At 61.1% G+C, this 23,727-nt stretch carries 25 protein-coding genes; 10 read left to right on the forward strand and 15 right to left on the reverse strand.

Features of this window, described 5'->3' with window-relative positions:
* Positions 1-24: 24 nt before the first annotated feature.
* The 5 genes from frr to BLU15_RS12440 form a co-directional block, all read right to left on the reverse strand.
* Positions 25-585 (reverse strand): ribosome recycling factor, encoded by a 561-nt coding sequence (frr, locus tag BLU15_RS12420; protein WP_034796704.1) that lies wholly within the window; start codon positions 583-585, stop codon positions 25-27.
* A 53-nt stretch (positions 586-638) separates the two neighbouring features.
* A complete protein-coding gene (gene pyrH / locus BLU15_RS12425) occupies positions 639-1,361 on the reverse strand; it encodes a UMP kinase (RefSeq protein ID WP_090295665.1) in 723 nt (240 codons plus the stop codon).
* Between the two features lie 192 nt (positions 1,362-1,553).
* Positions 1,554-2,477, reverse strand: coding sequence for a translation elongation factor Ts (tsf, locus tag BLU15_RS12430; protein ID WP_034796708.1), 924 nt, complete (start codon positions 2,475-2,477; stop codon positions 1,554-1,556).
* A 252-nt stretch (positions 2,478-2,729) separates the two neighbouring features.
* Positions 2,730-3,497 carry a 30S ribosomal protein S2 gene (rpsB, locus tag BLU15_RS12435; protein WP_034796710.1) on the reverse strand — a complete coding sequence of 256 codons (768 nt, stop codon included), beginning with the start codon at positions 3,495-3,497 and terminating at the stop codon, positions 2,730-2,732.
* A 182-nt stretch (positions 3,498-3,679) separates the two neighbouring features.
* Positions 3,680-4,507 carry a cell envelope integrity EipB family protein gene (locus BLU15_RS12440; protein ID WP_034796712.1) on the reverse strand — a complete coding sequence of 276 codons (828 nt, stop codon included), beginning with the start codon at positions 4,505-4,507 and terminating at the stop codon, positions 3,680-3,682.
* A 145-nt stretch (positions 4,508-4,652) separates the two neighbouring features.
* Here BLU15_RS12440 and BLU15_RS12445 point away from each other — a divergent pair, with 145 nt between their 5' ends.
* The 4 genes from BLU15_RS12445 to BLU15_RS12460 are packed head-to-tail and all read left to right on the forward strand — an operon-like array spanning position 4,653 to position 7,511.
* Positions 4,653-5,120, forward strand: a complete 468-nt coding sequence (locus BLU15_RS12445) for a RidA family protein (protein WP_043622203.1) — start codon at positions 4,653-4,655, stop codon at positions 5,118-5,120.
* Between the two features lie 13 nt (positions 5,121-5,133).
* A complete protein-coding gene (locus BLU15_RS12450) occupies positions 5,134-5,859 on the forward strand; it encodes a glycerophosphodiester phosphodiesterase (RefSeq protein WP_060585298.1) in 726 nt (241 codons plus the stop codon).
* 4 nt (positions 5,860-5,863) lie between these two features.
* Positions 5,864-7,051: a GNAT family N-acetyltransferase gene (locus BLU15_RS12455; protein ID WP_090295667.1), complete on the forward strand. Its 1,188-nt coding sequence runs from the start codon at positions 5,864-5,866 to the stop codon at positions 7,049-7,051.
* Positions 7,052-7,094: 43 nt separating this feature from the next.
* Positions 7,095-7,511 (forward strand): HIT family protein, encoded by a 417-nt coding sequence (locus BLU15_RS12460; protein WP_090295669.1) that lies wholly within the window; start codon positions 7,095-7,097, stop codon positions 7,509-7,511.
* Between the two features lie 88 nt (positions 7,512-7,599).
* Here the strand turns inward: BLU15_RS12460 and BLU15_RS12465 are convergent, their stop codons facing one another.
* The 8 genes from BLU15_RS12465 to BLU15_RS12500 all read right to left on the reverse strand — a co-directional run bounded on the left by BLU15_RS12465 (position 7,600) and on the right by BLU15_RS12500 (position 14,631).
* Complete coding sequence (locus BLU15_RS12465; RefSeq protein WP_034796719.1) at positions 7,600-7,944, reverse strand: AzlD domain-containing protein; 345 nt, start codon at positions 7,942-7,944, stop codon at positions 7,600-7,602.
* Entirely contained in the window at positions 7,941-8,678 is a 738-nt protein-coding gene (locus BLU15_RS12470; protein ID WP_060607501.1) for an AzlC family ABC transporter permease, read from the reverse strand. The genes BLU15_RS12465 and BLU15_RS12470 overlap by 4 nt, the downstream gene beginning before the upstream one ends.
* Before the next feature lie 192 nt (positions 8,679-8,870).
* Positions 8,871-11,387, reverse strand: coding sequence for an ATP-dependent Clp protease ATP-binding subunit ClpA (gene clpA, locus BLU15_RS12475; RefSeq protein ID WP_090295672.1), 2,517 nt, complete (start codon positions 11,385-11,387; stop codon positions 8,871-8,873).
* 9 nt (positions 11,388-11,396) lie between these two features.
* Positions 11,397-11,750: an ATP-dependent Clp protease adapter ClpS gene (gene clpS / locus BLU15_RS12480; protein ID WP_043622145.1), complete on the reverse strand. Its 354-nt coding sequence runs from the start codon at positions 11,748-11,750 to the stop codon at positions 11,397-11,399.
* A 240-nt stretch (positions 11,751-11,990) separates the two neighbouring features.
* On the reverse strand, positions 11,991-12,347 hold the full coding sequence (locus tag BLU15_RS12485; protein WP_034796735.1) for a phasin family protein: 357 nt from the start codon (positions 12,345-12,347) through the stop codon (positions 11,991-11,993).
* A 279-nt stretch (positions 12,348-12,626) separates the two neighbouring features.
* Positions 12,627-12,830, reverse strand: a complete 204-nt coding sequence (locus BLU15_RS12490; protein WP_034796738.1) for a DUF3126 family protein — start codon at positions 12,828-12,830, stop codon at positions 12,627-12,629.
* Between the two features lie 99 nt (positions 12,831-12,929).
* Positions 12,930-13,757, reverse strand: a complete 828-nt coding sequence (gene cysE, locus BLU15_RS12495) for a serine O-acetyltransferase (protein WP_034796741.1) — start codon at positions 13,755-13,757, stop codon at positions 12,930-12,932.
* Positions 13,758-13,845: 88 nt separating this feature from the next.
* The gene (locus BLU15_RS12500) at positions 13,846-14,631 is read right to left on the reverse strand and encodes an alpha/beta fold hydrolase (protein WP_034796743.1); all 786 of its coding nucleotides are present in this window, start codon (positions 14,629-14,631) and stop codon (positions 13,846-13,848) included.
* 174 nt (positions 14,632-14,805) lie between these two features.
* On the opposite strand from BLU15_RS12500, the gene BLU15_RS12505 reads away from it, so the two are divergent.
* Complete coding sequence (locus BLU15_RS12505) at positions 14,806-15,051, forward strand: zinc-finger domain-containing protein (protein WP_057255736.1); 246 nt, start codon at positions 14,806-14,808, stop codon at positions 15,049-15,051.
* 9 nt (positions 15,052-15,060) lie between these two features.
* Positions 15,061-16,227: an FAD-dependent monooxygenase gene (locus tag BLU15_RS12510; RefSeq protein WP_090295674.1), complete on the forward strand. Its 1,167-nt coding sequence runs from the start codon at positions 15,061-15,063 to the stop codon at positions 16,225-16,227.
* 110 nt (positions 16,228-16,337) lie between these two features.
* Here BLU15_RS12510 and BLU15_RS12515 read toward each other — a convergent pair whose 3' ends face one another.
* Positions 16,338-17,528: a cystathionine beta-lyase gene (locus BLU15_RS12515; protein ID WP_060585308.1), complete on the reverse strand. Its 1,191-nt coding sequence runs from the start codon at positions 17,526-17,528 to the stop codon at positions 16,338-16,340.
* 340 nt (positions 17,529-17,868) lie between these two features.
* Between BLU15_RS12515 and BLU15_RS12520 the strand changes: the two genes are divergently transcribed.
* The 4 genes from BLU15_RS12520 (at position 17,869) to BLU15_RS12535 (ending at position 22,135) form a co-directional block, all read left to right on the forward strand.
* Positions 17,869-18,894 carry an amino acid ABC transporter substrate-binding protein gene (locus BLU15_RS12520; protein WP_034796750.1) on the forward strand — a complete coding sequence of 342 codons (1,026 nt, stop codon included), beginning with the start codon at positions 17,869-17,871 and terminating at the stop codon, positions 18,892-18,894.
* A 91-nt stretch (positions 18,895-18,985) separates the two neighbouring features.
* Positions 18,986-20,179 (forward strand): amino acid ABC transporter permease, encoded by a 1,194-nt coding sequence (locus tag BLU15_RS12525; protein WP_060585310.1) that lies wholly within the window; start codon positions 18,986-18,988, stop codon positions 20,177-20,179.
* A 4-nt stretch (positions 20,180-20,183) separates the two neighbouring features.
* Entirely contained in the window at positions 20,184-21,341 is a 1,158-nt protein-coding gene (locus tag BLU15_RS12530) for an amino acid ABC transporter permease (RefSeq protein WP_034796753.1), read from the forward strand.
* Between the two features lie 17 nt (positions 21,342-21,358).
* Entirely contained in the window at positions 21,359-22,135 is a 777-nt protein-coding gene (locus BLU15_RS12535; protein WP_064816988.1) for an amino acid ABC transporter ATP-binding protein, read from the forward strand.
* 74 nt (positions 22,136-22,209) lie between these two features.
* On the opposite strand, the gene BLU15_RS12540 is transcribed toward BLU15_RS12535, so the two are convergent.
* Positions 22,210-23,727 carry a caspase family protein gene (locus BLU15_RS12540; RefSeq protein ID WP_162731874.1) on the reverse strand — a complete coding sequence of 506 codons (1,518 nt, stop codon included), beginning with the start codon at positions 23,725-23,727 and terminating at the stop codon, positions 22,210-22,212.

The following is a 23,727-nucleotide window of genomic DNA, read 5'->3' on the forward strand; positions in this document are numbered from 1 at the left end:
GACTCAGATCACGAGCAGAGCAGATCAGACCTGCATGATTTCCTTTTCCTTCTCGACGAGCAAGCGGTCGATATCGGAAATCGTTTCGTCGGTCATCTTTTGCACGCGCTCGGACTGAGAACGGCTGATATCCTGACCGATGTCGCCATCCTTTTCGGCTTTTTTCAGGTCGTCCATGCCGTCACGGCGCACGTGGCGCACGGCGACCTTCGCCTTTTCGGCGTAGTCATGTGCCACTTTGACGAGCGACTTGCGGCGCTCTTCGTTGAGTTCCGGCAGCGGAATGCGCAGGTTCTGGCCGTCGATGATCGGATTGAGGCCGAGGTTCGATTCGCGAATGCCGCGATCCACAGCGCCGACCATCTGCTTGTCCCAGACCGAGACGGACAGCATGCGCGGCTCGGGAACCGTGATGTTCGCCACCTGGTTGAGCGGCACGCGTGAGCCATAGGCTTCGACGGTCACCGGGTCGAGAACGTTCGCCGACGCGCGGCCGGTACGGAGCGACGCGATATCGCTCTTGAATGCGGAAATGGCGCCATCCATGCGACGCTTCAGTTCCTTCAGGTCAACACCTTCACTCATGGTCGAAACTCCCGTTCTATCATTCGCCGGCCCGAGGGCCGTTCTGCAGCTTCTTAATTGTCTGTGACGATGGTCGCGCGACCGCCGCCGGTCAATATTTCCGCAAAGCCACCCTTCTCATGAATGGAGAAGACAACGATCGGAATGGCATTTTCGCGTGCAAGCGCGACGGCGGCAACATCCATGACGGCAAGCCCCTTCTCGAGGACTTCGCTGTGCGTCAGGCGGTCGAAGCGGGTCGCGTCCGGATCCTTCTTCGGGTCCGCGGAATAGATGCCATCGACCTGGGTGCCCTTGAAGATCGCCTGCGCGCCCATTTCGGCGGCGCGAAGGGCGGCGGCAGAGTCGGTCGTGAAGAAAGGATTGCCCGTGCCGCCGGCGAAGATCACGACGCGGCCGAGGGAAAGATGGTAGAGCGTTGCGCGCTGCGAGAAGCTCTCGCAGATTTCCGGCATCGCGATTGCCGAGAGCACGACCGTATCGATGTCGAGCTTGCGCAGCGACGTTGCGAGCGCCAGCGCGTTGATGACGGTTGCCAGCATGCCCATGTGGTCGCCGGTTACCCGGTCGCCGCCCTTGGAAGCGACGGCCACGCCGCGGAAGATATTGCCGCCGCCGACAACCACGCCCACTTCGACGCCCATGGCGCGCGCTTGCGCGATATCTGCGGCGATCCGGTCAGCGACCGCCACATCGATGCCGAAGCCCTGGCTGCCCATGAGAGCTTCACCGGAGGCTTTGAGTAGAACGCGTTTGTAGAGTGGCTCGGCCGGCATCATCGCTCCTGAACAGATCGGCGCGCGTGCGCACGATGGCGGCGCACAGCGCATAAGGACACATTGCGCACCATGGTTTCAACCGCAGCGGCTTATTTTCCGGCGGGTCCAGCGCATTGACGAAGCCGGATACACGAAGGGCACCGCGTTGTCACGCGATGCCCCAAGGTTTTCCCAATATGGGTGAAGAAATCAGCCCTTGGCGACGGCTGCAACTTCTGCAGCGAAGTCGGACTCTTCCTTCTCGACACCTTCGCCGAGCAGCAGGCGAGCCATGCCGGTGACTTCGATCGGTGCGCCAGCGAGCTTTTCAGCGTCCTTGACGGCCTGACCGACGGTGATTTCCGGGTTCATGACGAAGGCCTGCGACAGCAGAGCGACTTCTTCGAAGAACTTGCGCATGCGGCCTTCGACCATCTTTTCGATGATGTTGTCCGGCTTGCCCGAAGCGCGCGACTGTTCGATGAAGACGTTGCGTTCGCGCTCGGCAACAGCGGCGTCGACTTCGTCCGCACGGATCGCGAGCGGGTTGGTCGCAGCGATGTGCATGGCGATCTGACGGCCAACCGAGAAGAGAACTTCCTTGTCGCCGATCGACTTCAGGGCGACGAGAACACCGAGCTTGCCGATGCCGTCGCCGGCAGCGTTGTGGATGTAGGTAGCAACAACACCGTCTTCGACCTTGAGGAGGGCTGCGCGGCGAAGCGTCATGTTCTCGCCGATGGTGGCGATCGCGTCCTTGATGGTCTCGTCGACCGACTTGCCGGTTGCCGGGTAGTTTGCAGCCGCGATGGCTTCAACCGAGCCGTCGGTGGTCAGCGCTACATTGGCAACGCCGCGGACGAGTTCCTGGAAGGCTTCGTTGCGGGCAACGAAATCGGTCTCGGAGTTGATTTCGACGACGACAGCCTTGACGCCACCGCTGACAATACCGATGAGGCCTTCAGCAGCCGTGCGGCCCGACTTCTTGTCGGCCTTGGCGATGCCCTTGGCGCGCAGCCAGTCGATCGCAGCTTCCATGTCGCCGTTGGTTTCGGCGAGCGCCTTCTTGCAGTCCATCATGCCTGCGCCGGTCTTTTCGCGCAGTTCCTTCACCATTGCTGCAGTTACACTCATCTTATTGCCTCTTTGTCTGTTTGGTTGGCGCGCTGCCCTTGAGGGCGCGGTACCAGGAGGTGTGGCAGGGAATGGCTTTTCAATGTGACACCGTGATGACTGAACCATCACGGGGTTGCTCGGCTCCAAAGATCCGAACGGATCAGCGCCATCCCCGGCTGAAAAGAACAAGGCCGTTCAGATTTTCATCACAAACGGCCTTGTCCCGACATTTCATTGGGGGCGGCAGGCTTACCTGCCGCCAAGGCCCGATCAGGCGTCGGAGGCCTCGTCGAGCGCCGGCTCGACCGGAGCTTCGGCAGATGCGCCGAGGTCACGGCCCGATGCGCCCTGCTGACGTGCGATGCCGTCGATGGCAGCGCGTGCAATGAGGTCGCAGTAGAGAGCGATGGCGCGCGAAGCGTCGTCGTTGCCCGGGATCGGATAGTCGATCTGGTCCGGATCGCAGTTCGAGTCGATGACTGCGACAACCGGGATGCCGAGGCGCTTGGCTTCGTCGATCGCGATCGATTCCTTGTTGGTGTCGATGATGAACATCAGGTCCGGCGTGCCGCCCATGTCGCGGATACCGCCGAGAGCGCGGTTCAGCTTTTCGCGTTCGCGCTCGAGGTTCAGGCGTTCCTTCTTGGTGAAGCCCGAAGCTTCCGAAGAGAGGATTTCGTCGAGCTTGCGCAGGCGCTGGATCGAGTTCGAAATCGTCTTCCAGTTGGTCATCATGCCGCCGAGCCAGCGAGCGTTGACGTAGTACTGGGCCGAACGCTTGGCAGCGTCAGCGATGATTTCGGACGCCTGGCGCTTGGTGCCGACGAACAGAACGCGGCCGCCGTTGGCAACGGTGTCGCTGACGATCTGCAGGGCGCGCGACAGCATCGGCACGGTCTGTGCGAGGTCGATGATGTGAACGTTGTTGCGATCGCCGAAAATGTACGGCTTCATCTTCGGGTTCCAGCGGTGCGTCTGGTGGCCGAAGTGAACGCCAGCTTCCAGAAGCTGACGCATGCTAAAATCAGGCAATGCCATGCCTTTTCTCCTTTTCCGGTTGAACCTCCGCGAAGCGTCGAGCATGTCTTTCGACCGGCCCACCGGCGGAACGATCCGGATTTCTCCCGGAACATCCCAAGCTTCACGTGTGGAATGGGCAGCCCCTTAACGGCAACTGCCCGAGAAATCAAGCCGCAAACGCCGCTTTTTACCGCAATCGGCTATTTGCAGTCCTCGGATTTGAACACTTCGAGGTCCGCAAGCTTGCCGCTCAGGACGAAATCGCCGTAGTCCATCGTCAGGTCGCGGGTAATCCCGTTCTCGTAAAGCTTGAACGACATACGGTAGATCGGCAGCGCGTCGCCGCTCTTGTCATCGTTGAAATAGGAGATCGTCACCGGCCAGTAATTGTCGCCGCTGAGCTTGCCCGCCTTGCCTGCATCCGGCTCGTCCGCCGTGGGTTTGCGCGATTTGCCGACGAAGGTCGAGGTGATCAAGGTCTTGTCACCCGAATCGGAGCCGTCGAAGATGCGCGCCTCAAAGAGGCTCTCGCCTTTCTTCGCTCGCGAGATCACCTCCATCATGTGCGCCGTCGGAAACCGGCTCGCCGCAAGCTCGATTTCGCGCTTGTCCGGCGCAGTCAGCTCGACCTTAACGCCCGCTTTTTCCTCATGCGCTGTACCGCGTACTTCCTTGTCCAGCTTCTCATCGGTGAAGGAGCGGGTCAGGAAGCGGAAATTGCCATTCTTTAGATCTTCGTAGGTGGTCGTCTGCTGATCGGTCAGGCGCACTTCCTCGCCGGTATCGACCTGGGTGACGAAACGGAAGCTGACGGTATAGCCCGCACAGGCCGAGCCATTGAACTCGTAGACCATGCGACCATACATTCCGGCAATGCCCGAACGATCCGATGCATCCTTGAGTTCGAGATCATAGACGGCGCGGTGCGGCACAAGGGCGTTTGCGTGTGCCGCCGTGGCGCCCGATACTGTCATGACGGCGAAACAGGCGCTGCCCAAAGTGACGAGACCGAAGCCTTTATGAAACATCCGTTTCCTCCTGTTGGACTCGCCGGCAATGCTATAAACAAGCGTTCGGCAGAAGCGAGGCGGCGTTCGCAGGAAAAAGCCGGTGCCCGCCGCGATCCGGCCTGAATGCAGGATTTTAACACAAAAGACAACAATGGAGCTTTCCATGTCGGCAGAGATCGAAGCGCGCCTCAAGGACCTCGGAGTCACACTTCCCCAGGCTGCGACCCCGGTTGCAAACTACGTGCCCTACGTCATCAGCGGCTCGATGCTCTACATCTCCGGACAGCTTCCGATGGAAGACGGCAAGGTCGCTGTGACCGGCATCGTCGGCAAGGATGTGGACGTGGCCCGCGCACAGCGCGCCGCCGAACTCTGCTCAATCAACATCCTCGCCCAGGCCAAGGCAGCACTCGGCGGCGATCTCGGTCGCATCCGACGCCTGGTGAAGATCAACGGCTTCGTCGCCTCGACACCGGAATTCGTCGAGCAGCATCTGGTCATCAACGGCGCATCCAATCTGCTTGCGACCGTGCTCGGTGAAGCCGGCAAGCACGCGCGTGCCGCCGTCGGCATGGCTTCCCTTCCCTTCAATGCCGCCGTCGAGATCGACGCCGTCATCGAAATCGCCTGACAGAGTGCCCGGCATGGCTGATATTTCCTGGCTGAAGGCCCAACCGATTGCCCATCGCGGCTATCACGACATGAACAAGCAGGTGTGGGAGAATACGCTTTCGGCCTTCTCCCGCGCCGTCGACGCCGGTTTCGCGATCGAATGCGATCTGCAGTATACCGCCGACAGCATTCCGGTCGTCTTCCACGATGACGATACCGAGCGACTGTGCGGGATCAAGGGCGACGTTCGCGCGCGCACCGCCGGCGAACTCGGCCTGATGGCGATCGGCGGCACGAAGGACAAGGTGCCGACGTTGACGCAGATGCTGCGCTTGGTTGCCGGCAAGGTGCCGCTCGTCATCGAGCTCAAGGGCCGCAAGGGCGACGACGAGGGCTTTGCCGCCGCCGTGCTCGAAACGCTCGAAGGCTACAAGGGCCACGTTGCGCTGATGAGCTTCGATCACTGGCTGCTCAAGGACCTGAAGGCGCTCGACGCGCCCTACCCGCTGGGCCTCACAGCGGAAGGTGCCAATCCGGAGACCTTCTTCGTGCATGAGGAAGCGATGCAGCTCGGGCTCGATTTCATCTCCTACCACTACGGCCACCTGCCGAACTCGTTCATCACCAAGGAACGGACGCTCGGCAAGACGATCATCACCTGGACCGTGCGCGACCGGCAGGCCGAAGCCTACACGTTTGCCCATGCGGATCAGATGACCTTCGAGGGTTTCGACCCGCGGGAGGCCCTGGTTTCCTAAAGTAATGTCAGACGCCGTCACCCTCCGCATCGCGCAATCCTTCACCGATATACCAGCGGCACGCTGGAATGTGCTGTCCGGTGCATCGAAGGCGTTTCCTGGCGGCGTCTACAATCCCTTCCTCTCGCATGCCTATCTCTCGGCGCTCGAAGAGTCCGGGTCGGCGACGGCCAAGACCGGCTGGCTCGGCCAGCATCTGTTGCTTGAAGGCGGCGACGGGCAATTGCGCGGCGGCCTCGTCTGCTACCTGAAGAGCCACAGCCAGGGCGAATACGTTTTCGACCACGGCTGGGCAGACGCCTTCGAGCGCGCCGGCGGTCGCTACTATCCGAAACTGCAAAGTTCCATCCCCTTCACGCCTGCGACCGGACCACGGCTGCTTTCGGCACCGGACGAAAATACGAACGCCGTTCAGGATGCGCTTGCCGCGGGCCTGAAAGAGCTTGCCCGCAGACACGATGTCTCTTCGGCACATGTGACTTTCGTGCCCGAAGCCGAGATCCCTGCGCTTGAGCGCGCCGGGTTCCTGCACCGCACAGACCAGCAGTTCCACTTCACCAATGTAGGCTATGGCTCCCACGCCGATTTTCTGGAGACCCTTGCCTCACGCAAACGCAAGGCGCTGAAGAAGGAGCGCAGGGCTGCGCTCGAAAACGGCATTTCGATCGACTGGCTGACCGGCAGCGACCTGACGGAATCGATCTGGGACGAGTTCTTCGCCTTCTACATGGACACCGGCGGACGCAAATGGGGCCGCCCCTATCTGACGCGCGCGTTCTATTCGCTCATTGGCGAGCGCATGGCCGACGATATCCTGCTGGTGATGGCACGCCGCAACGGCCGCTACATCGCCGGCGCGATCAACTTCATCGGCGGCGATGCGCTCTACGGTCGCCACTGGGGCTGCATCGAGGATCACCCGTTCCTGCATTTCGAAGTCTGCTATCACCAGGCGATCGATTTCGCGATCGCCAAGGGGCTGAAACGGGTGGAGGCTGGCGCCCAGGGTGAGCACAAGCTTGCGCGCGGCTACATGCCCGTCACCACCCATTCCGCCCATTTCATCACACATCCGGGACTTGCCCGCGCCGTCGGCGACTATCTTCAGCGCGAGCGCAGGGATGTGGAGGAAACGGGCGAGTTTCTTGCCGAGCACGGACCTTTCCGCAAAGGTGAACGGCAGGACGACTGACCGCCTTTTCGTGAAGGCCGGCTTCATTACACGAGGAAGAACAATGAGCTACGACGACAACAACATTTTCGCCAGGATCCTGCGCGGTGAAATTCCCTCGCACCGCGTCTACGAGGACGACGCGACGATCGCCTTCATGGATGTCATGCCGCAGGCAGAAGGCCATCTGCTCGTGGTGCCGAAATCCCCTTCGCGCAACCTGCTCGACGCCGATGCAGCAACGCTGCCGGCGCTGATTGCCACCGTACAGAAGCTGGCTGTTGCCGCCAAGGAAGCTTTCGACGCCGATGGTGTGACGATCATGCAGTTCAACGAAGCACCGGCTGGACAATCGGTCTTCCACCTGCACTTCCACGTCATTCCGCGGCAAGCAGGCGTGCCGCTGAAGCCGCATTCCGGCACGATGGAAGACGGCGCCGTTCTGGCTGCCAATGCCGAAAAGGTTCGGCAGGCGCTCTGATCGCGCTCATACTATCCGCGCAGGAGCCAGGGAGCCGGCGACGCGCCGGCTCTTTAACCGACGGTCAGGTGAAAGCACCTCACCCGGCCTAAAAACCCAACCACCACAGGCCCAGCGCCAACGCGGCAATCGCTGACGCGATCCCGATCGCCGGCTTTCTTCCGAACAGGAAGAAGGCGGCCGCCCCGAGCGCGACGGCACCTGCGCGCAGCCAGAGCGGGGATTGTTCGAGTACGCCGGTCGGATAGAGGATAAGCTTGGCGATGACCGCTGCGACCAGCGCGGTGGCAACCGCCCTCACCCAGTTCAGCGCCTCGGAATCATCGCGCAGCCTGTTGCCTGTGATGACACCCAACCAGCGCCAGATGTCGGTCGCCAGCCAGCCGGCAATCGCGATAAAGACATAGGCCCACCAACCATCCTGCCAGGTCATGCTCCCACCTCCTTGCGGCGCCGCCAGAGGCGCTCGATGAGCCAGGCAAGCGTGCCGCCGACGAGGCCGGCGAGCAGGATGTCGAATTCCGGAAACAGCCAGTAGAACAGCGGCCCGCCTGCAAGACCAAAGAGCAACGCCACATAGACGACGGGATGGCGCGCCGAATGCCAGATCGAGGCGAGAAAGTAGACCGGCGTCAGGAAGAAAAGGCAGCCGGCAACGATCGGCGGGAAATCGGCGACGAAGTGGTAGACGACAGCGACGAGCAGCATGTTTGCCGCCACCAGCGTGATGCCGAAGCCCGCGAAAAAGGCGACGCGACGCTCGCGCGGCACGTGCGGCACCTTCTCCATCGCGAACACCCAGGCGGTGATCGCGACGAAATGCGACAGGAAGAGCAGAAGCCAAGTCGGCGTGCGCGACCCGCGCAGCTCCGGTATCAGCGCGGCGACCATCGGCATCAGCCGGACGGACGACAGCGAGACCGCGAGGAACGCGGTCGCGAGCCCGGCTCCGCTCATCATCGAACTGACGAGAATGACCTTGGCCGGAAGCGCCCAGACCATGCCGACCATGAAGACCACCTGCTCGACCGGGATGCCGGCCTGAGCCGTCAGCGAACAGAAGCCGACAAAGGACAACATCAGAATGAAGGCCGGCAGACTGAAAATGCCGCGCATGCCTTTCCCGAACCAGGCGAGCGAAGATTGCTCGTCTTCTTCTCTCTTCATCGGCGATTCCGGATTGTTTTCAACTCGAATACGACCACCCCGGATCGAATCGTCCGGGATCAGCATGACCGAATATAGGCTATCAGACCGGCACGCGGACGAAAAACCACGCAGGCTCTTCTCATTTCTTCTTTAAAGAAAAACGGTGCCGAATGGTTTGCATCCAGCACCGTCAAACGTGTCTTGCGGGGGCTACTTCTTGCGCGGCACCTTCGGCACCGTGCGGCCCTTTCTGGGAGCCGCGTCGCCCGCCCCGGCCTCGTCATCCGTTGACGCCTTGGCGGCAGCCTTCTTCGGCTTGGACTTCGGCGCAGGCTCGGCGCCCACCTCTTCCTTGTCCTCGGCCTTTTTCGGCTTGGCGGCCTTCATCGCCGGGCGGGATACTTCCGCCTTCGGCTTGATTGGCGTCGTCTCAGGAACGGCATCGAGCAGCAGGCCCTTGGTGCCATCGGCCTTCGTGCCGATCGTCACCTTGACGACCCCGCCCTTCTTCAGCTTGCCGAAGAGGATTTCATCGGCGAGCGGCTTCTTGATGTTTTCCTGGATGACACGCGACAGCGGTCGCGCGCCCATCTTCTCGTCGTAGCCCTTTTCGGCAAGCCAGGCGATCGCCTCCGGCGCGAGGTCGAAGGTGACGTTGCGCTCGGCAAGCTGGGTTTCAAGCTGCATGACGAACTTCTGAACCACCTGGTGGATAACCGGTGTCGGCAGCGAAGCAAACGGAATGACCGCATCCAGACGGTTGCGGAATTCCGGCGTGAACAGGCGGTTCAGCGCCTCTTCGTCTTCGCCCGTACGCTTGGAAGAACCGAAGCCGATGGCGGCCCGGGCCATTTCCGATGCGCCGGCATTGGTCGTCATGATCAGGATGACGTTGCGGAAGTCGATCTTCTTGCCGTTGTGATCCGTCAGCGAGCCATGGTCCATGACCTGCAGCAGGATGTTGAACAGGTCCGGATGCGCCTTCTCGATCTCGTCGAGCAGCAGCACGCAATGCGGGTGCTGATCGACGCCATCGGTCAAGAGGCCGCCCTGGTCGAAGCCGACATAGCCGGGAGGTGCACCGAGCAGGCGCGAAACCGTATGCCGCTCCATGTATTCCGACATGTCGAAGCGCAGGAGCTCGACGCCGAGCGAGGTCGCAAGCTGCTTGGCGACTTCCGTCTTGCCGACGCCGGTCGGGCCGGAGAAGACGTAGCAGCCGATCGGCTTGTTCGGTTCGCGCAGGCCGGCACGCGCCAGCTTGATCGACGAAGCGAGCGCCTCGATCGCCAGGTCCTGGCCGTAGACGACCGAGCGCAGCTCTCGCTCGAGATTGGCAAGCACGGCCTCGTCGTCCTTGGAGACGGTCTTCGGCGGGATGCGCGCCATCGTCGCGATCGTCGCCTCGATCTCCTTCTCGGTGATCAGCTTGCGGCGCTTGCTGGCGGGCAGAAGCATCTGTGCGGCACCGGATTCATCGATCACGTCGATCGCCTTGTCCGGCAGCTTGCGGTCGTTGATGTAGCGGGCCGAAAGCTCGACCGCGGCCTTGATCGCCTCGTTCGAGTATTTCAGGTGATGATATTCCTCGTAATAAGGCTTCAGCCCCTTCATGATCTCGATCGCGTCGGCAATCGTCGGCTCGTTCACGTCGATCTTCTGGAAACGGCGGACCAGCGCCCGATCCTTCTCGAAGAACTGGCGGTATTCCTTGTAGGTGGTCGAACCGATGCAGCGGATCGCGCCGGAGGAAAGCGCCGGCTTCAAAAGGTTGGATGCATCCATCGCGCCGCCGGACGTAGCTCCGGCGCCGATGACCGTATGGATCTCGTCGATGAAGAGCACGGCGCCCGGATAGTCCTCGAGCTCCTTGACGACCTGCTTCAACCGTTCTTCGAAATCGCCACGGTAGCGCGTGCCGGCAAGAAGCGTGCCCATGTCGAGCGAGAAGATCGTCGCATCCTGCAACACTTCCGGCACCTTCTTTTCGATGATGCGCTTGGCAAGGCCTTCGGCGATCGCCGTCTTGCCGACGCCGGGGTCCCCGACATAGAGCGGATTGTTCTTCGAGCGGCGGCACAGCACCTGGATGGTGCGGTTCACCTCGGCGTGACGGCCGATCAGCGGGTCGATCTTGCCGGATTTCGCCTTCTCATTGAGGTTGACGCAATAGGCGGTCAGCGCGTCCTGCTGCTTCTTGGCGCTGGCCTCTTCGTTGTCGCGCGCGGGCTTCTGCTCGCTCTCATGATCGTCAGAGCCACGCACAGGACGGGACTCAGAGCTGCCGGGCCGCTTGCCGATGCCGTGCGAAATGAAGTTGACCGCGTCGTAGCGGGTCATCTCCTGCTCCTGCAGGAAATAGGCTGCGTGACTTTCGCGCTCGGCGAAGATCGCGACCAGCACGTTGGCGCCGGTCACTTCCTCGCGGCCGGACGATTGCACGTGGATCACCGCCCGCTGGATCACGCGCTGGAACCCGGCCGTCGGCTTGGAATCTTCGTCGTAGCCGGTCACGAGGTTCGACAGTTCGTTGTCGACGTAATCGGTTACGGTCTTGCGCAGCGTCTCAAGATTGACGTTGCAGGCGCCCATCACGGCCGCCGCGTCGGCATCGTCGATCAATGCCAGAAGCAGATGCTCGAGCGTAGCGTATTCGTGGTGGCGCTCGTTGGCAAAAGTCAGTGCCTGGTGCAGCGCCTTTTCGAGGCTGGGCGAAAATGTTGGCACGTTAGTTCCTCATTTCTTTTCCATGACGCATTGCAACGGATGCTGATGCTGCCGGGCGAAGTCCATCACCTGCGTCACCTTGGTTTCGGCGACCTCATAGGTGAAGACGCCGCACTCTCCCACACCGTGATTGTGGACGTGGAGCATGATGCGGGTCGCCTCTTCCGGGTTCTTTTGAAAGAAGCGCTCCAGAATATGGATGACGAATTCCATCGGCGTGTAATCGTCATTCAAAAGCAGAACACGATACAAACTTGGCTTCTTGGTCTTCGGCTTGGTACGCGTGATGACGGACGTGCTGCGGTTGTTGCCGTTCCCCTCATCATCGCTACCTTGCTGCATCCGGACCGGCATGGCGATCATTCTTGTCAGTTCCTTGTACAGTAGCGACCCATCGAACTCGGCCGCAGCCTGCTTGCCCTTTATCTAATGGTTCGTTTTCAGATTTTAAGACCGAACCAACACACTGCAATCATAATCGCACGTTGACCGGCAAGATTGATCAACTTTCTTTGGGCTGCGCACAGCTTATGCGAAAAACAAAAAGGCCGGTCGCAAGCGCTGCGACCGGCCTTTTTGTTGAGAAATTGTTTTAGCCGGTGATCAGGCTGCTGCAGCGGCGGCCTTAACTGCTGCCGTTGCCTTGGCAACTGGCGCTTCGTAGGGCTTGTAGGCGTCCTTGGCGAGGTCGGCATACATTTCGCCGATCTTCGTTGCTTCGGCGACAAAGCCTTCGTAGCTCGACTTCACGAAGTTGGTCTGCAGTTCGAAAGCAGCCTCGACGCTCTTGACGCTGGTCAGCTTTTCGACATGCGCGACGCTGTCCTCGAAGGACTTCTTCGAAAAGTCGGCAGCTTCGGTCGCGATAGCCTGGAGACCCTTGGTCCAAGCGGAATAGCTCTTCACAGCCACATCAATGGCTTCCTTGCTCTTCTTGTTTGCATCGTCGAAGTTGAACATCCGGTGTCTCCTTGGTGACGGCCTGATCTGGAGGCTTCAGTTTATGTGCACTGCACAAAAAGTCAAGACGAGTGTGCGATGCAATAAAATACAACAGATGCAACAACTTGATGAAATATCGCGGTCCGGCATGAAATTTCTTGCCGCGCTCGCTACAGCCGCAAGATAAGCACTAGCGAGCAATTGCCCAGCAAGACATCAACATCCCGCACAAAACAATAAACCCCGAAAATCCCATGGATTTTCGGGGTTTATACTGAAAGCGTCCGGCGTCGCGACTTAGAGGTCGATGTCGAGGATCGCCATGGAGAAGTTGTAGGAAAGCTCGCCGTCTTCCTCATCGCGGAAGACCACACCGAGGAACTCGTCACCGAGATAGACTTCAGCGGACTCGTCCTTCTTCGGGCGAGCCTTGACGACCATCTGCTGATTGAAGGTGCGCTTGAAGTAGGCTTCAAGCTTGCGGATTTCTTCGGGCTTCAAAACACGTCTCCGTAGCCGTTTAAACTGTGCGGCGCTTCTCGCACGCTGCATCGGCGGGTGTAAACCCCTCGAAAGAGGCTACACACCGGTTCCCGCATGTCAGATATCGAAGCTGGCAAGGATCTGGTCCATCTGGCGCGACGGCTCGGAACAGCCGGCCTCGCCCACGACCTTTGCCGGTACGCCGGCGACCGTCGACTTCGGCGGCACCGGTTTCAGCACGACCGAACCCGCAGCGACGCGCGAGCAGTGTCCGATATGGATATTGCCGAGGATCTTGGCGCCGGCGCCAATCAGCACACCGTCGGCGATCTTCGGGTGGCGATCGCTGCCTTCCTTGCCCGTGCCGCCGAGCGTCACGCCGTGCAGGATCGAGACGTTGTCACCAATGACCGCGGTCTCGCCGACGACAAGGCCGGTGGCATGATCAAGGAAAATGCCGCGGCCGATGCGGGCGGCGGGGTTGATGTCCGTCTGGAAGACGCTCGACGCCCGGCTCTGCAGGTAGAAGGCGAAATCCTTGCGGCCGCGCTTCAATAGCCAATGCGCCAGGCGATGCGTCTGGATCGCATGGAAGCCCTTGAAATAGAGCACCGGCTCGATGAAGCGGGTGCAGGCGGGGTCGCGGTCGTAGACGGCCTGGATGTCGACACGCAGAATGGTGCCCCATTCCGGCCAGTCCTCCAGCATCTCCGAGAAGGTCTGGCGCAAAAGGTTCGCCTGCAGATCCGGGTGATCCAGCCTTTCGCAGATGCGGTAGATCACGCTTTCTTCGAGAGAGTGCTGATTGACCACGGTGGAATAGAGGAAGGCCGCGAGCATTGGGTCTTGCTCGGCGGCAATCCGGGCTTCTTCGCGCAGGCTATTCCAGATCGGGTCCATCACTTGCAGCGCTTCTGCCTGGCGAAGTTCGGTCTTGGCGACCATCGTCGCTCTCCTTCCTTGTCCGTGCCTGCCACCACTATAGGGGAAATCAGGCGTGACTTAAATGGCGACTGGCGGCAATGACGATACGCTAGATGCGATCGATCTCTGCCAGAAATTCGAGCACCGCTTTCTTGAAAACCCGGTCGCCGACGGCGAGCATATGGTCGCGGCCCGGAATGTCGAGCGCACGCGCACGCGGCATCAGCGCTGCCAGTTCCTGCGCCGACCCGGCGATGTCATCGGTCGTCCCGACGCCAATCAGCGTCGGCTGCTCGATGCGCGCCATATCCTGTGCCGTCAGCAGATCCCGCGAGGTCGAGATACAGGCGGCAAGCGCCTGCCGGTCGCTCTTGGTCTGGTCGGCAAAGGCGCGGAACATGCGCCCGCGCGCATGGGTCACGTCGTCAAGCGACGGCGCCACCAGAGCGTCGGCAATCGGATCCCAATCTCCTACCCCCGACACCATGCCGATGCCGAGGCCGCCGAAGACCAGCGAGCGCACGCGGTCGGGATGCGCGAGCGCCAGGAAGGCCGAGATGCGAGCGCCCATCGAATAGCCCATGACATGGGCCTCGGCGATCCCGAGATGCCCAAGCAATGCGGCGGCGTCACCCGCCATCTGCTGAGGGTGGTAGAGTTCCGGGTCGTAGGGCTTGCTGCTCTTGCCATGGCCGCGATTGTCGAGCGCGATGACGCGGTAGCCGGCGTCACCCAGCGTCTTCAGCCAGCCCGGGAAAACCCAGTTGACGTTGGCGCTGGAGGCAAAGCCGTGAATGAGCAGAACGGGCGCGCCGGACGGGTCGCCCTCGTCGAAGAAGGCGATCTCCAGACCGTCATGATTGAAACGGGAAAACGGCGGCGGGGTGAGATCCATCTATTCATCCTTGGGCATATCGATCCCGCGCAACCTAGTTCGTCGCCTTGGCGGGCGAAACCCCGCACCGGCAAAAACCACAACTGCGGCAGCTTTGCCGCTACACATTTCCGGCAAAGCTGACTATGGTGCCGCCAAATTTGACCTTCAGACTTGCATTCATCGGAGCATGACATGGCCGGCCACAGCATCCCGCATTTCCAGAACGACGGCGGACATCAGGCAATCGAAATCGGCGTCAAGGAATTCATGTGCACCGGCGCATCCATTCCCTACGATCACCCGCACATCTTCATCGACATGGGTGACGACAACGAGAAGGTCTGCTCCTACTGCTCTACGCTCTATCGCTACAATCCGAAGCTGAAGGCGACCGAAACCAATCCCCCCGGCTGCCTCTTCGCCCATAAAGCCGCCTGATAAGCGACGATGTCGCGCCCCGTCGCGATCATCGGCGCCGGCATCGGCGGCCTCACGGCTGCCCTATGCCTTGCCCGGCGCGGCTTCGACGTCGATATCATCGAGCGGGCGACGGCACTGACCGAGGTCGGAGCCGGCCTGCAGCTCTCACCGAACGCCTCCCGCATCCTCATCGAGCTCGGCCTACTGACGCAGCTTGAGAGCGTATGGACGGAGCCCGAGCGCATCGGGCTCGTTGACGGCCGCTCTCTGCGCGCGCTTGCCAGCGTACCGGCCGGGACCTTCGCGCGCCGCCGCTGGCATGCGCCCTATGCCGTTCTCCACCGCGCCAGCCTTCAGAGAATCCTGTTTCAGGCTGTTCAATCCGAACCGCGCTGCCGTCTCCACCTCGGATGCCAGATCGACAAGCCCGGGGACCAGGCGATCGCGGCAGTGACAGGGCGCATGCCGGACGTCGTCATCGGCGCCGACGGCATCTGGTCGCGGCTGCGCGAGACTGTGCCCGCCGCCGGCCGTGTCCGGTTCTCGGGCAATATCGCCTGGCGCATGACGCTTGCAGGCGACGTTGCCGCGGGCGTGCTCAACCGCGGTGAGGTCACCGCCTTCCTCGGCCCGCGCGCCCACCTCGTTGCCTATCCTCTGCGGGAGGTCGGCGGTTTCAATCTCGTCGCCATCATCGAGGGCAAGGAGACCGACGCGATCTGGGTCGGCAAGGATTCGGACGCGCGGCGCCAGGATTGCCTCAACGCCTTTTCCGATTGGAGCCCAGGCATCCGCTCACTTCTCGATAAGGCCGTGGCGCCCACCTACTGGCCGCTCTGCACCGTCGACGACGGCGCCTGGCATGATGGTCAAAATACAGTGCTGATCGGCGACGCGGCCCATGCGATGACGCCCTTTGCGGCGCAAGGTGCGGCCATGGCCGTCGAGGACGCATCCGCGCTTGCGGCTTGCCTGTCTGAAAACCTCAGCGTCGCGAATTCCTTGCGGAAATTCGAGGCGCTTCGCAGGCCACGCATCGCGCGCGTCCGCCGCCGTGCGGCCTTCAACCATTTCGCCTATCACGCCCGCGGCCCGGTGCGTATCGGCCGCGACATGGTATTGAAGCTCAAGGGGCCCGACGCGCTTGCAGCCGACCTCGACTGGCTCTACGGCTACGGCGCGCCGGAGCACTGAGAAGCGACGGCCATTCACCGCGATCCGTTCGATAAACTGCCGGCGCGCGAAAGATCTAGTCCAGAAAAGCAGAACGCCGCGGATGACCGCGGCGTCCGTCATTGCCTTCGTCAAACGGCGTTTGCCGCAGCCAGGCCCGCTTCGATGTCGCGCCGGATATCCGGCACGTCCTCAAGGCCGATCTGCAGGCGCAGAACCGGACCTTCGGTCGGCGCCAGCGCCACCTTGCGATCTCCGAGACCGACATGGAGCGCGAGGCTTTCGAAACCGCCCCAGGAATAGCCGAGCCCGAACAATCTCAGCGCATCGAGGAAGGCGTGCGCCTTGGCCTTGAAGCGGTCAGGGCTCTCCGCCTTCAGCACGAAGGAGAAGATGCCGCTCGCGCCGGTGAAATCGCGCTTCCAGAGCTCGTGGCCGGGGAAGCTCGGCAGCGCCGGATGCAGCACGCGGGCCACTTCGTCGCGTGTTTCCAGCCACTTCGCCAGTGTCAGTGCGCTCTCCTGGTGCCGTTCGAGGCGGATGCCCATGGTGCGAAGGCCACGCAGGATCTGGTAGCTGTCATCGGGCGAAACGCAGACGCCGAGCGTCACCATGGCCTCTGTCAGGGCCGGCCAGTGCTCGGCATTGGCCGAAACGGTACCGAAGAGCACGTCCGAATGGCCGGACGGATACTTGGTGGCCGCATGGATCGACACATCGACGCCATGGTCGAGCGGCTTGAAGTAGACGGGCGTCGCCCAGGTATTGTCCATGGTGACGATGCAGCCATGGCGATGGGCGGCATCGGCAATCGCGCGGATGTCCTGCATTTCGAAGGTGTTCGATCCCGGTGCTTCGGTGTGTACCAGGCGCGTGTTCGGGCGGATCAGGCTCTCGATCGCAGCGCCGATCATCGGATCGTAGTATTCGACCGTGACGCCAAGTCGCTTCAGCATCGTGTCGCAGAAATGGCGCGTCGGGAAGTAGACCGAATCGACGATCAAGGCGTGGTCGCCGGCCGAGAGATAGGCGAGGAACGGCACCGTGACCGCCGCCAGCCCCGACGGCACGAGGATCGTTCCGGCGGACCCTTCGAGTTCGTTGATCGCGTCGCAGAGCGCGTCCGTGGTCGGCGTTCCGCGCGTGCCGTAGGTGTACTTCTGCGCCCGCGTCTCCATGGTCTTGGCGTTCGGGAACAGCACCGTGGAGGCGTGCACGACCGGCGGATTGACGAAGCCGAAGTAATCGGAGGGGTTGTTGCCGCTATGGGCGAGACGCGTGTTGATGCCTGCCTTGCCGTTCACATTGCCACTGTCTGCCATTGCTCATTCCGCTTCTAGATTTCGAATGCAAAACTCTTCGAACGAGCCACAATCGCGGTCAAGTGGCAAAAATCATGAAGCGTCGTTTTGACCGTCGCGAGGCCACTTCTGGCGAATTTTCCGCCAGAGCGTGCTTCACACCCCCAAGATCTGCCTAACTTTCTGGCTTGTTTCGAGTTTTTCACATGCAAAACCAGAAAATCGGCGGCCTCTCTTGACCCTCATGGAAATTGAGCATGAGATAGCCGACACTCGCGCCAGGAGGGTGGCGGAGGCTCACCGCGCTAGGAGACGCGACGGTGCAGACTGGAACTAACGACAACAGAAAAAGGTTCTAAAAATGGCAAAAAGAATTCTGACAGCTCTCGTTGGCGCTGCTGTCATGGGGATTGGCACACAGGCGGCTTCGGGCGCTACTCTTGATGACGTCAAGGCCAAGGGCTTTGTCCAGTGCGGCGTGAACACCGGTCTCGCCGGCTTCGCTGCGCCGGATGCTTCGGGCAACTGGAGCGGATTCGACGTAGACTACTGCAAGGCAATCGCCGCCGCGATCTTCGCGGATGGCAGCAAGGTGAAGTACACCCCGACTTCCGCCAAGGAACGCTTCCCGGCGCTGCAGTCGGGCGAAGTCGACGTGCTTGCGCGTAACACCACCTGGACGATCAACCGCGACACCGCGCTCGGCTTCAACTTCCGCCCGGTCAACTACTATGACGGCCAAGGCTTCATGGTTCGCAAGGGCCTGAACGTCAAATCTGCGTTGGAGCTTTCGGGCGCCGCTGTCTGCGTGCAGACGGGCACCACCACCGAGCTCAACCTCGCCGACTACTTCAAGTCGAACAACCTGCAGTACAATCCGGTCGTTTTCGAAAAGCTTGAAGAAGTCAACGCCGCCTATGACGCCGGCCGTTGCGACGTCTACACGACCGACCAGTCCGGCCTTTATTCGCTGCGTCTGACGCTGTCGAAGCCAGACGATCACATGATCCTGCCGGAAATCATCTCGAAGGAGCCGCTCGGCCCGGCCGTGCGCCAGGGTGACGACCAGTGGTTCGATATCGTCAGCTGGGTTCACTACGCGCTGATCCAGGCTGAAGAGTTCGGCGTCACCCAGGCCAACGTCGAAGAAATGAAGAAGTCCACCAACCCTGACGTTCAGCGCTTCCTCGGCGTCGAAGCTGACTCGAAGATCGGCACCGACCTCGGCCTCACCAACGAATGGGCCGTGAACGTGATCAAGGCCGTCGGAAACTACGGCGAAGTCTTCGACCGCAACATCGGCGCCGGCAGCCCGCTCAAGATCGAGCGCGGCCTCAACGCGCTGTGGAACAAGGGCGGCATCCAGTACGCTCCGCCGGTCCGCTAAAGCGAACCGAAAATACCGGGGAAGCGGACAACCGCTTCCCGTCCCAACGATAAAAACACCCAAAAGGGTGAAAAGGGGAAAGAGGCATTGCATGGCGATTGGCGTCACAACTACGCCTGAGAAATCGAAACCGTCGGGGTCGATCATCAACGACCCGCAGGTCCGCGGCATCTTTTATCAGGTTATTACCGTCGTCCTACTCGGGGCCTTCGTCTATTGGGTGGCCGACAACACGATCGAGAATCTCAAACGGGCGAACATCGCTTCCGGTTACGGCTTCCTCAATGGACGCGCCGGTTTTGACGTCGGGCAGTCGCTGATCGCCTATACCAGCGATTCCACCTATCAGCGCGCACTTGTCGTCGGCCTGCTCAACACATTGCTGGTCGCCGTCTGCGGTATTTTCACCGCCACCATCATCGGCTTTGCAGTCGGGATCGGCCGCCTGTCGCACAACTGGCTGATCGCCAAGCTGTCGCTCGCCTATGTCGAGATCTTCCGCAACATCCCGCCGCTGCTGGTCATCTTCTTCTGGTACAGCGGCGTCCTGGCGATCCTGCCGCAGCCGCGTGAATCGGCAGCACTGCCGCTCAACATGTTCCTCAACAACCGCGGCCTTGCCTTTCCCAAGCCGATCTTTGGCGACGGCTCGCTGTACACGGTTCTAGCCTTTGTCCTCGCGATCGTCGCCAGCTTCCTCCTGGCACGCTATGCGCGCAAGAAGCAGGAGGCCACCGGACAGCGTTTCCCGGTTCTTTGGGCGTCTCTCGGCCTGATCATCGGTCTGCCGTTGTTGGTCTTCCTTGCCACGGGATCGCCGATCACCTTCGACGTCCCCGTCGCCGGCAAATTCAACCTCACCGGCGGCTCGGTCATCGGACCAGAATTCCTGTCGCTGTTCCTGGCGCTCTCGTTCTACACGGCCGCCTTCATAGCCGAGATCGTGCGTGCCGGCATCCGCGGCGTATCCAAGGGGCAGACGGAAGCCGCGCACGCGCTCGGCGTACGCCCCGGCCTGACGACACGACTGGTGGTGGTTCCGCAAGCGCTCCGGATCATCATTCCGCCGCTCACCAGCCAGTATTTGAACCTTACCAAGAACTCGTCGCTCGCCGTTGCGATCGGTTACGCGGATCTTGTCGCAGTGGGTGGCACCATCCTCAACCAGACAGGACAATCGATCGAGATCGTCACGATCTGGATCGTCGTCTACCTGTCGCTGAGCCTTGCGACGTCGCTGTTCATGAACTGGTTCAATGCCCGCATGGCCCTGGTGGAGAGATAAGATCATGAACACACACCAGGCAACTTTTGTCCGTACCTCAATGATCGAAGGGTCCGCCCCGCCGGTCGCCGAAGGTGGCATCGTCCATTGGCTGCGCGAAAACCTGTTCGCGACGCCAAAGGATGCGGTGCTCACCATCGTCAGCCTGCTTGCGCTTGCGTGGCTCGTGCCTCCGGCCATCCAGTGGCTCTTCATCGACGCCGCCTGGACCGGCGGCGGCCGTGGCGTTTGCGCCACGGTTGCTCAAGGAGGCTCGCAGCCGGATGGCTGGAGCGGTGCGTGCTGGGCCTTCGTCAACGCAAAACTCGACCAATTCGCCTACGGCCGCTACCCGCTCGATGAGCGTTGGAGACCGACGCTGGTCGGCATCCTCTTCGTGCTTTTCCTCATTCCGATGTTGATCCCGAAGGCTCCCTTCAAGGGCATCAACGCCATCCTGCTCTTCGCCGTGCTGCCGATCATTTCCTTGATCCTACTTCCCGGCGGCTGGTTCGGACTGACCTACGTCGAGACGCCGCTCTGGGGCGGTCTGATGGTGACGCTCATCCTTTCGTTCGTCGGCATTGCCGTGTCGTTGCCACTCGGCATTCTTCTGGCACTGGGGCGGCGATCGCATATGCCTGTGATCAAGATGCTCTGCACCGCCTTCATCGAACTGGTGCGCGGCATCCCTCTGATTACCGTGCTCTTCATGGCGAGCGTCATGCTGCCACTGTTCCTGCCGCAGGGCGTCACCTTCGACAAGTTCCTGCGTGCACTGATCGGCGTGTCGTTCTTTGCCTCGGCCTACATGGCCGAAGTGGTGCGCGGCGGCCTCCAGGCTATCCCGAAGGGGCAGTATGAGGGCGCGGATTCCCTCGGCCTCAGCTTCTGGCAGAAGATGAACCTCATCGTGCTGCCACAGGCGCTGAAGCTCGTGATTCCGGGCATCGTCAACACCTTCATCGGCCTCTTCAAGGACACGTCACTGGTGTCGATCATCGGCATGTTCGATCTGCTCGGCATCGTCCGCTTCAACTTTACCGACGCCAACTGGGCCTCTTCGGTAACGCCGATCTCAGGGCTAATTTTCGCTGGCTTCATATTCTGGCTTTTCTGCTTTGGTATGTCGCGCTATTCAGGTTTCATGGAACGCGTGCTCGACACGGCCCATAAACGATAAAATGAGGGGAGGATCGCATGGCAAACGCAGCCACTGCTTCCAAAATGACCGTATCCGCAACGGATGTCGCAGTCGAAATCACTGGAATGAACAAGTGGTACGGGGACTTCCACGTCCTTCGTGACATCAACCTGAAGGTTATGAAGGGCGAGCGCATCGTCATTGCCGGCCCGTCGGGCTCCGGCAAGTCGACGATGATCCGCTGCATCAATCGCCTCGAAGAGCACCAGAAGGGCAAGATCGTCGTCGACGGCATCGAGCTCACCAACGATCTGAAGAAGATCGACGAAGTGCGCCGCGAAGTCGGCATGGTGTTTCAGCACTTCAACCTCTTCCCGCACCTGACGATCCTCGAAAACTGCACGCTTGCACCGATCTGGGTGCGCAAGATGCCGAAGAAGCAGGCAGAAGAAATCGCCATGCACTTCCTGAAGCGCGTCAAGATCCCCGAGCAGGCGAACAAGTATCCGGGCCAGCTTTCGGGCGGTCAGCAGCAGCGCGTAGCGATCGCCCGCTCGCTGTGCATGAAGCCGAAGATCCTGCTGTTCGATGAGCCGACCTCGGCGCTCGACCCGGAAATGGTCAAGGAAGTGCTCGACACCATGGTGTCGCTCGCCGAAGAAGGCATGACCATGCTGTGCGTGACCCACGAAATGGGCTTCGCCCGCCAGGTCGCCAACCGCGTGATCTTCATGGACCAGGGCCAGATCGTCGAGCAGAACTCGCCGGCCGAGTTCTTCGACAATCCGCAGCACGAACGCACCAAGCTCTTCCTCAGCCAGATCCTGCACTAGGACCGGACGAGACGACACAAAAAGAAGCCCGCCTCATCGAGGCGGGTTTTTTTTCGTTCTGTCCGTTATCGATCCTACTCGACGCGATAGCGCAGGGTGCCGACTGACCAATGGATTCCGCGCGTGTCGAGATCTTCGGTCCAGTTCTTCTGCAGCCGCGCGATGATCTCGCTCAAGGTCTCGCGCGCATCGACCTCCACCTTGAGGCCCCGCGATATCGGCGCAAGATCGCTCAAGTCGACAGCATCGCTGACGACAAGCGCCACGAAAATGCCGTCGCCCTCGCCCGATGCCTCGAAATCGAAGCCGTAATATTCATCCGGCAAGGTCAGCGGCACGTCCGGCGCCAATGTCGTGATCTTTTGCGCGAACTCGTTCGGGAAAATCTGTGTTGCCTTGCCCTGGCTGTTGACGTCGAAAAGCAAGAGATTGCCGGCCGTGTGGCTGTTGACCGTCAGTTTGAAGACTTCGCCGGCCTTCATGGTGGTCGGCTTGTCGATAGAGAGCATGACATCGCCGGCTTCGCTCTTGCCGATGATATCACCGACGGCATCGATGTGGTTGACCGCCTGATAGCTCGGCACCGCTACGTTCGGAGTAATGGTATACGCACCCTGCCCGCTGCCATCCGCATCGCGCTTTTCCGGCACCATCGCGCTGTCGCCGAGCGCCTCGGGTTTGCCTTCCAATTGCGGGTCGAGATTGCCGCATTGCTCCTGCAAGGCGCAGTAGGAGGCAGATTGCGCCTTTACATATCCAAGAAGCTCGGCGTTGCTCGTCAATCCGTTGCCATTGCCATCGGCAGCGTCGCCGGTCTGGCCGGCGACGAAGGCTGCGGTGAAAACTCCGTGCCGATCCGCTGTCGGTAGCCGGACATCGTCCCAGGCGACCTGATAGGGCGCCGCCGCACTCCAGGCGGTCACCCCGGCATCCACGAGCTTCGGCTTGTCGACGAGGGCAAGATCGATCCTAAGGCCGCGGGTCAGCGCTTGCTCGACCGGCTTGGCATCGGGACGCGGGAGAAAGCGGGCGCCGTCGATAGGCTTTGTGATGTCCTCGGACAGCGATCGGGAGATCGTGCCGGAGTGACAGGCGTCGATCACGACCGTCACAGCGCGCCCCTTCAGGCGCTCCAGCACCGCATCGATCTCGTCGTCGAGGACAGCGCCTTGCCAGTCCGTTTCACCGGCGGCAATGTCGGCAGGCGCAATCGCTTCATCCAGCCCATCCGCTTCGTCGCCATCCGCATCCTTCACCTGCAGGCCGTGGCCTGAAAAATAGAGATAGACGCGATCGCCGGGCTTCGTCGCATCGACAAGCCAGCCGTTCATGGATGACAGGATTTCAGCTCTGGTCGCCTGCCCGTCCTTCAGCACGCGGATCGAGGCACTGTCGAAGCCGAGCCGTTCCGTGAGGAGCCTTTGCATCGCCACCAGATCGTTCGCCGGTCCGGGCAGGGAAAACTCCGTCGGCAGGTTCTGATAGTTGCCGACCCCGATCAGCAAAGCCCGATCTCCGGCGACCGCAGGCGCAGCCAGCAGCATGAAACACGCAAGGGCGTGAAGGAACGACAGCCCCGATCTGGCGCCCAT

The organism is Ensifer sp. YR511 (assembly GCF_900103045.1).
GTDB classification, from domain to species: domain Bacteria; phylum Pseudomonadota; class Alphaproteobacteria; order Rhizobiales; family Rhizobiaceae; genus Ensifer; species Ensifer adhaerens.

Excerpts from the sequence above, each read along its gene's own strand:
- cysE (WP_034796741.1), bottom strand. The coding sequence starts at position 13,757 with ATGGTCGCCAAGACCGAACTTCGCCAGGCAGAAGCGCTGCAAGTGATG.
- BLU15_RS12530 (WP_034796753.1), top strand. The coding sequence starts at position 20,184 with ATGAACACACACCAGGCAACTTTTGTCCGTACCTCAATGATCGAAGGG.
- BLU15_RS12515 (WP_060585308.1), bottom strand. The coding sequence starts at position 17,528 with ATGGCAGACAGTGGCAATGTGAACGGCAAGGCAGGCATCAACACGCGT.
- BLU15_RS12535 (WP_064816988.1), top strand. The coding sequence starts at position 21,359 with ATGGCAAACGCAGCCACTGCTTCCAAAATGACCGTATCCGCAACGGAT.
- BLU15_RS12470 (WP_060607501.1), bottom strand. The coding sequence starts at position 8,678 with ATGAAGAGAGAAGAAGACGAGCAATCTTCGCTCGCCTGGTTCGGGAAA.
- BLU15_RS12505 (WP_057255736.1), top strand. The coding sequence starts at position 14,806 with ATGGCCGGCCACAGCATCCCGCATTTCCAGAACGACGGCGGACATCAG.
- BLU15_RS12510 (WP_090295674.1), top strand. The coding sequence starts at position 15,061 with ATGTCGCGCCCCGTCGCGATCATCGGCGCCGGCATCGGCGGCCTCACG.
- BLU15_RS12500 (WP_034796743.1), bottom strand. The coding sequence starts at position 14,631 with ATGGATCTCACCCCGCCGCCGTTTTCCCGTTTCAATCATGACGGTCTG.
- rpsB (WP_034796710.1), bottom strand. The coding sequence starts at position 3,497 with ATGGCATTGCCTGATTTTAGCATGCGTCAGCTTCTGGAAGCTGGCGTT.
- frr (WP_034796704.1), bottom strand. The coding sequence starts at position 585 with ATGAGTGAAGGTGTTGACCTGAAGGAACTGAAGCGTCGCATGGATGGC.
- BLU15_RS12485 (WP_034796735.1), bottom strand. The coding sequence starts at position 12,347 with ATGTTCAACTTCGACGATGCAAACAAGAAGAGCAAGGAAGCCATTGAT.
- BLU15_RS12540 (WP_162731874.1), bottom strand. The coding sequence starts at position 23,727 with ATGGGCGCCAGATCGGGGCTGTCGTTCCTTCACGCCCTTGCGTGTTTC.
- clpS (WP_043622145.1), bottom strand. The coding sequence starts at position 11,750 with ATGATCGCCATGCCGGTCCGGATGCAGCAAGGTAGCGATGATGAGGGG.
- BLU15_RS12455 (WP_090295667.1), top strand. The coding sequence starts at position 5,864 with ATGTCAGACGCCGTCACCCTCCGCATCGCGCAATCCTTCACCGATATA.
- BLU15_RS12450 (WP_060585298.1), top strand. The coding sequence starts at position 5,134 with ATGGCTGATATTTCCTGGCTGAAGGCCCAACCGATTGCCCATCGCGGC.
- BLU15_RS12520 (WP_034796750.1), top strand. The coding sequence starts at position 17,869 with ATGGCAAAAAGAATTCTGACAGCTCTCGTTGGCGCTGCTGTCATGGGG.
- BLU15_RS12440 (WP_034796712.1), bottom strand. The coding sequence starts at position 4,507 with ATGTTTCATAAAGGCTTCGGTCTCGTCACTTTGGGCAGCGCCTGTTTC.
- BLU15_RS12460 (WP_090295669.1), top strand. The coding sequence starts at position 7,095 with ATGAGCTACGACGACAACAACATTTTCGCCAGGATCCTGCGCGGTGAA.
- BLU15_RS12445 (WP_043622203.1), top strand. The coding sequence starts at position 4,653 with ATGTCGGCAGAGATCGAAGCGCGCCTCAAGGACCTCGGAGTCACACTT.
- BLU15_RS12465 (WP_034796719.1), bottom strand. The coding sequence starts at position 7,944 with ATGACCTGGCAGGATGGTTGGTGGGCCTATGTCTTTATCGCGATTGCC.
- BLU15_RS12525 (WP_060585310.1), top strand. The coding sequence starts at position 18,986 with ATGGCGATTGGCGTCACAACTACGCCTGAGAAATCGAAACCGTCGGGG.
- pyrH (WP_090295665.1), bottom strand. The coding sequence starts at position 1,361 with ATGCCGGCCGAGCCACTCTACAAACGCGTTCTACTCAAAGCCTCCGGT.
- tsf (WP_034796708.1), bottom strand. The coding sequence starts at position 2,477 with ATGAGTGTAACTGCAGCAATGGTGAAGGAACTGCGCGAAAAGACCGGC.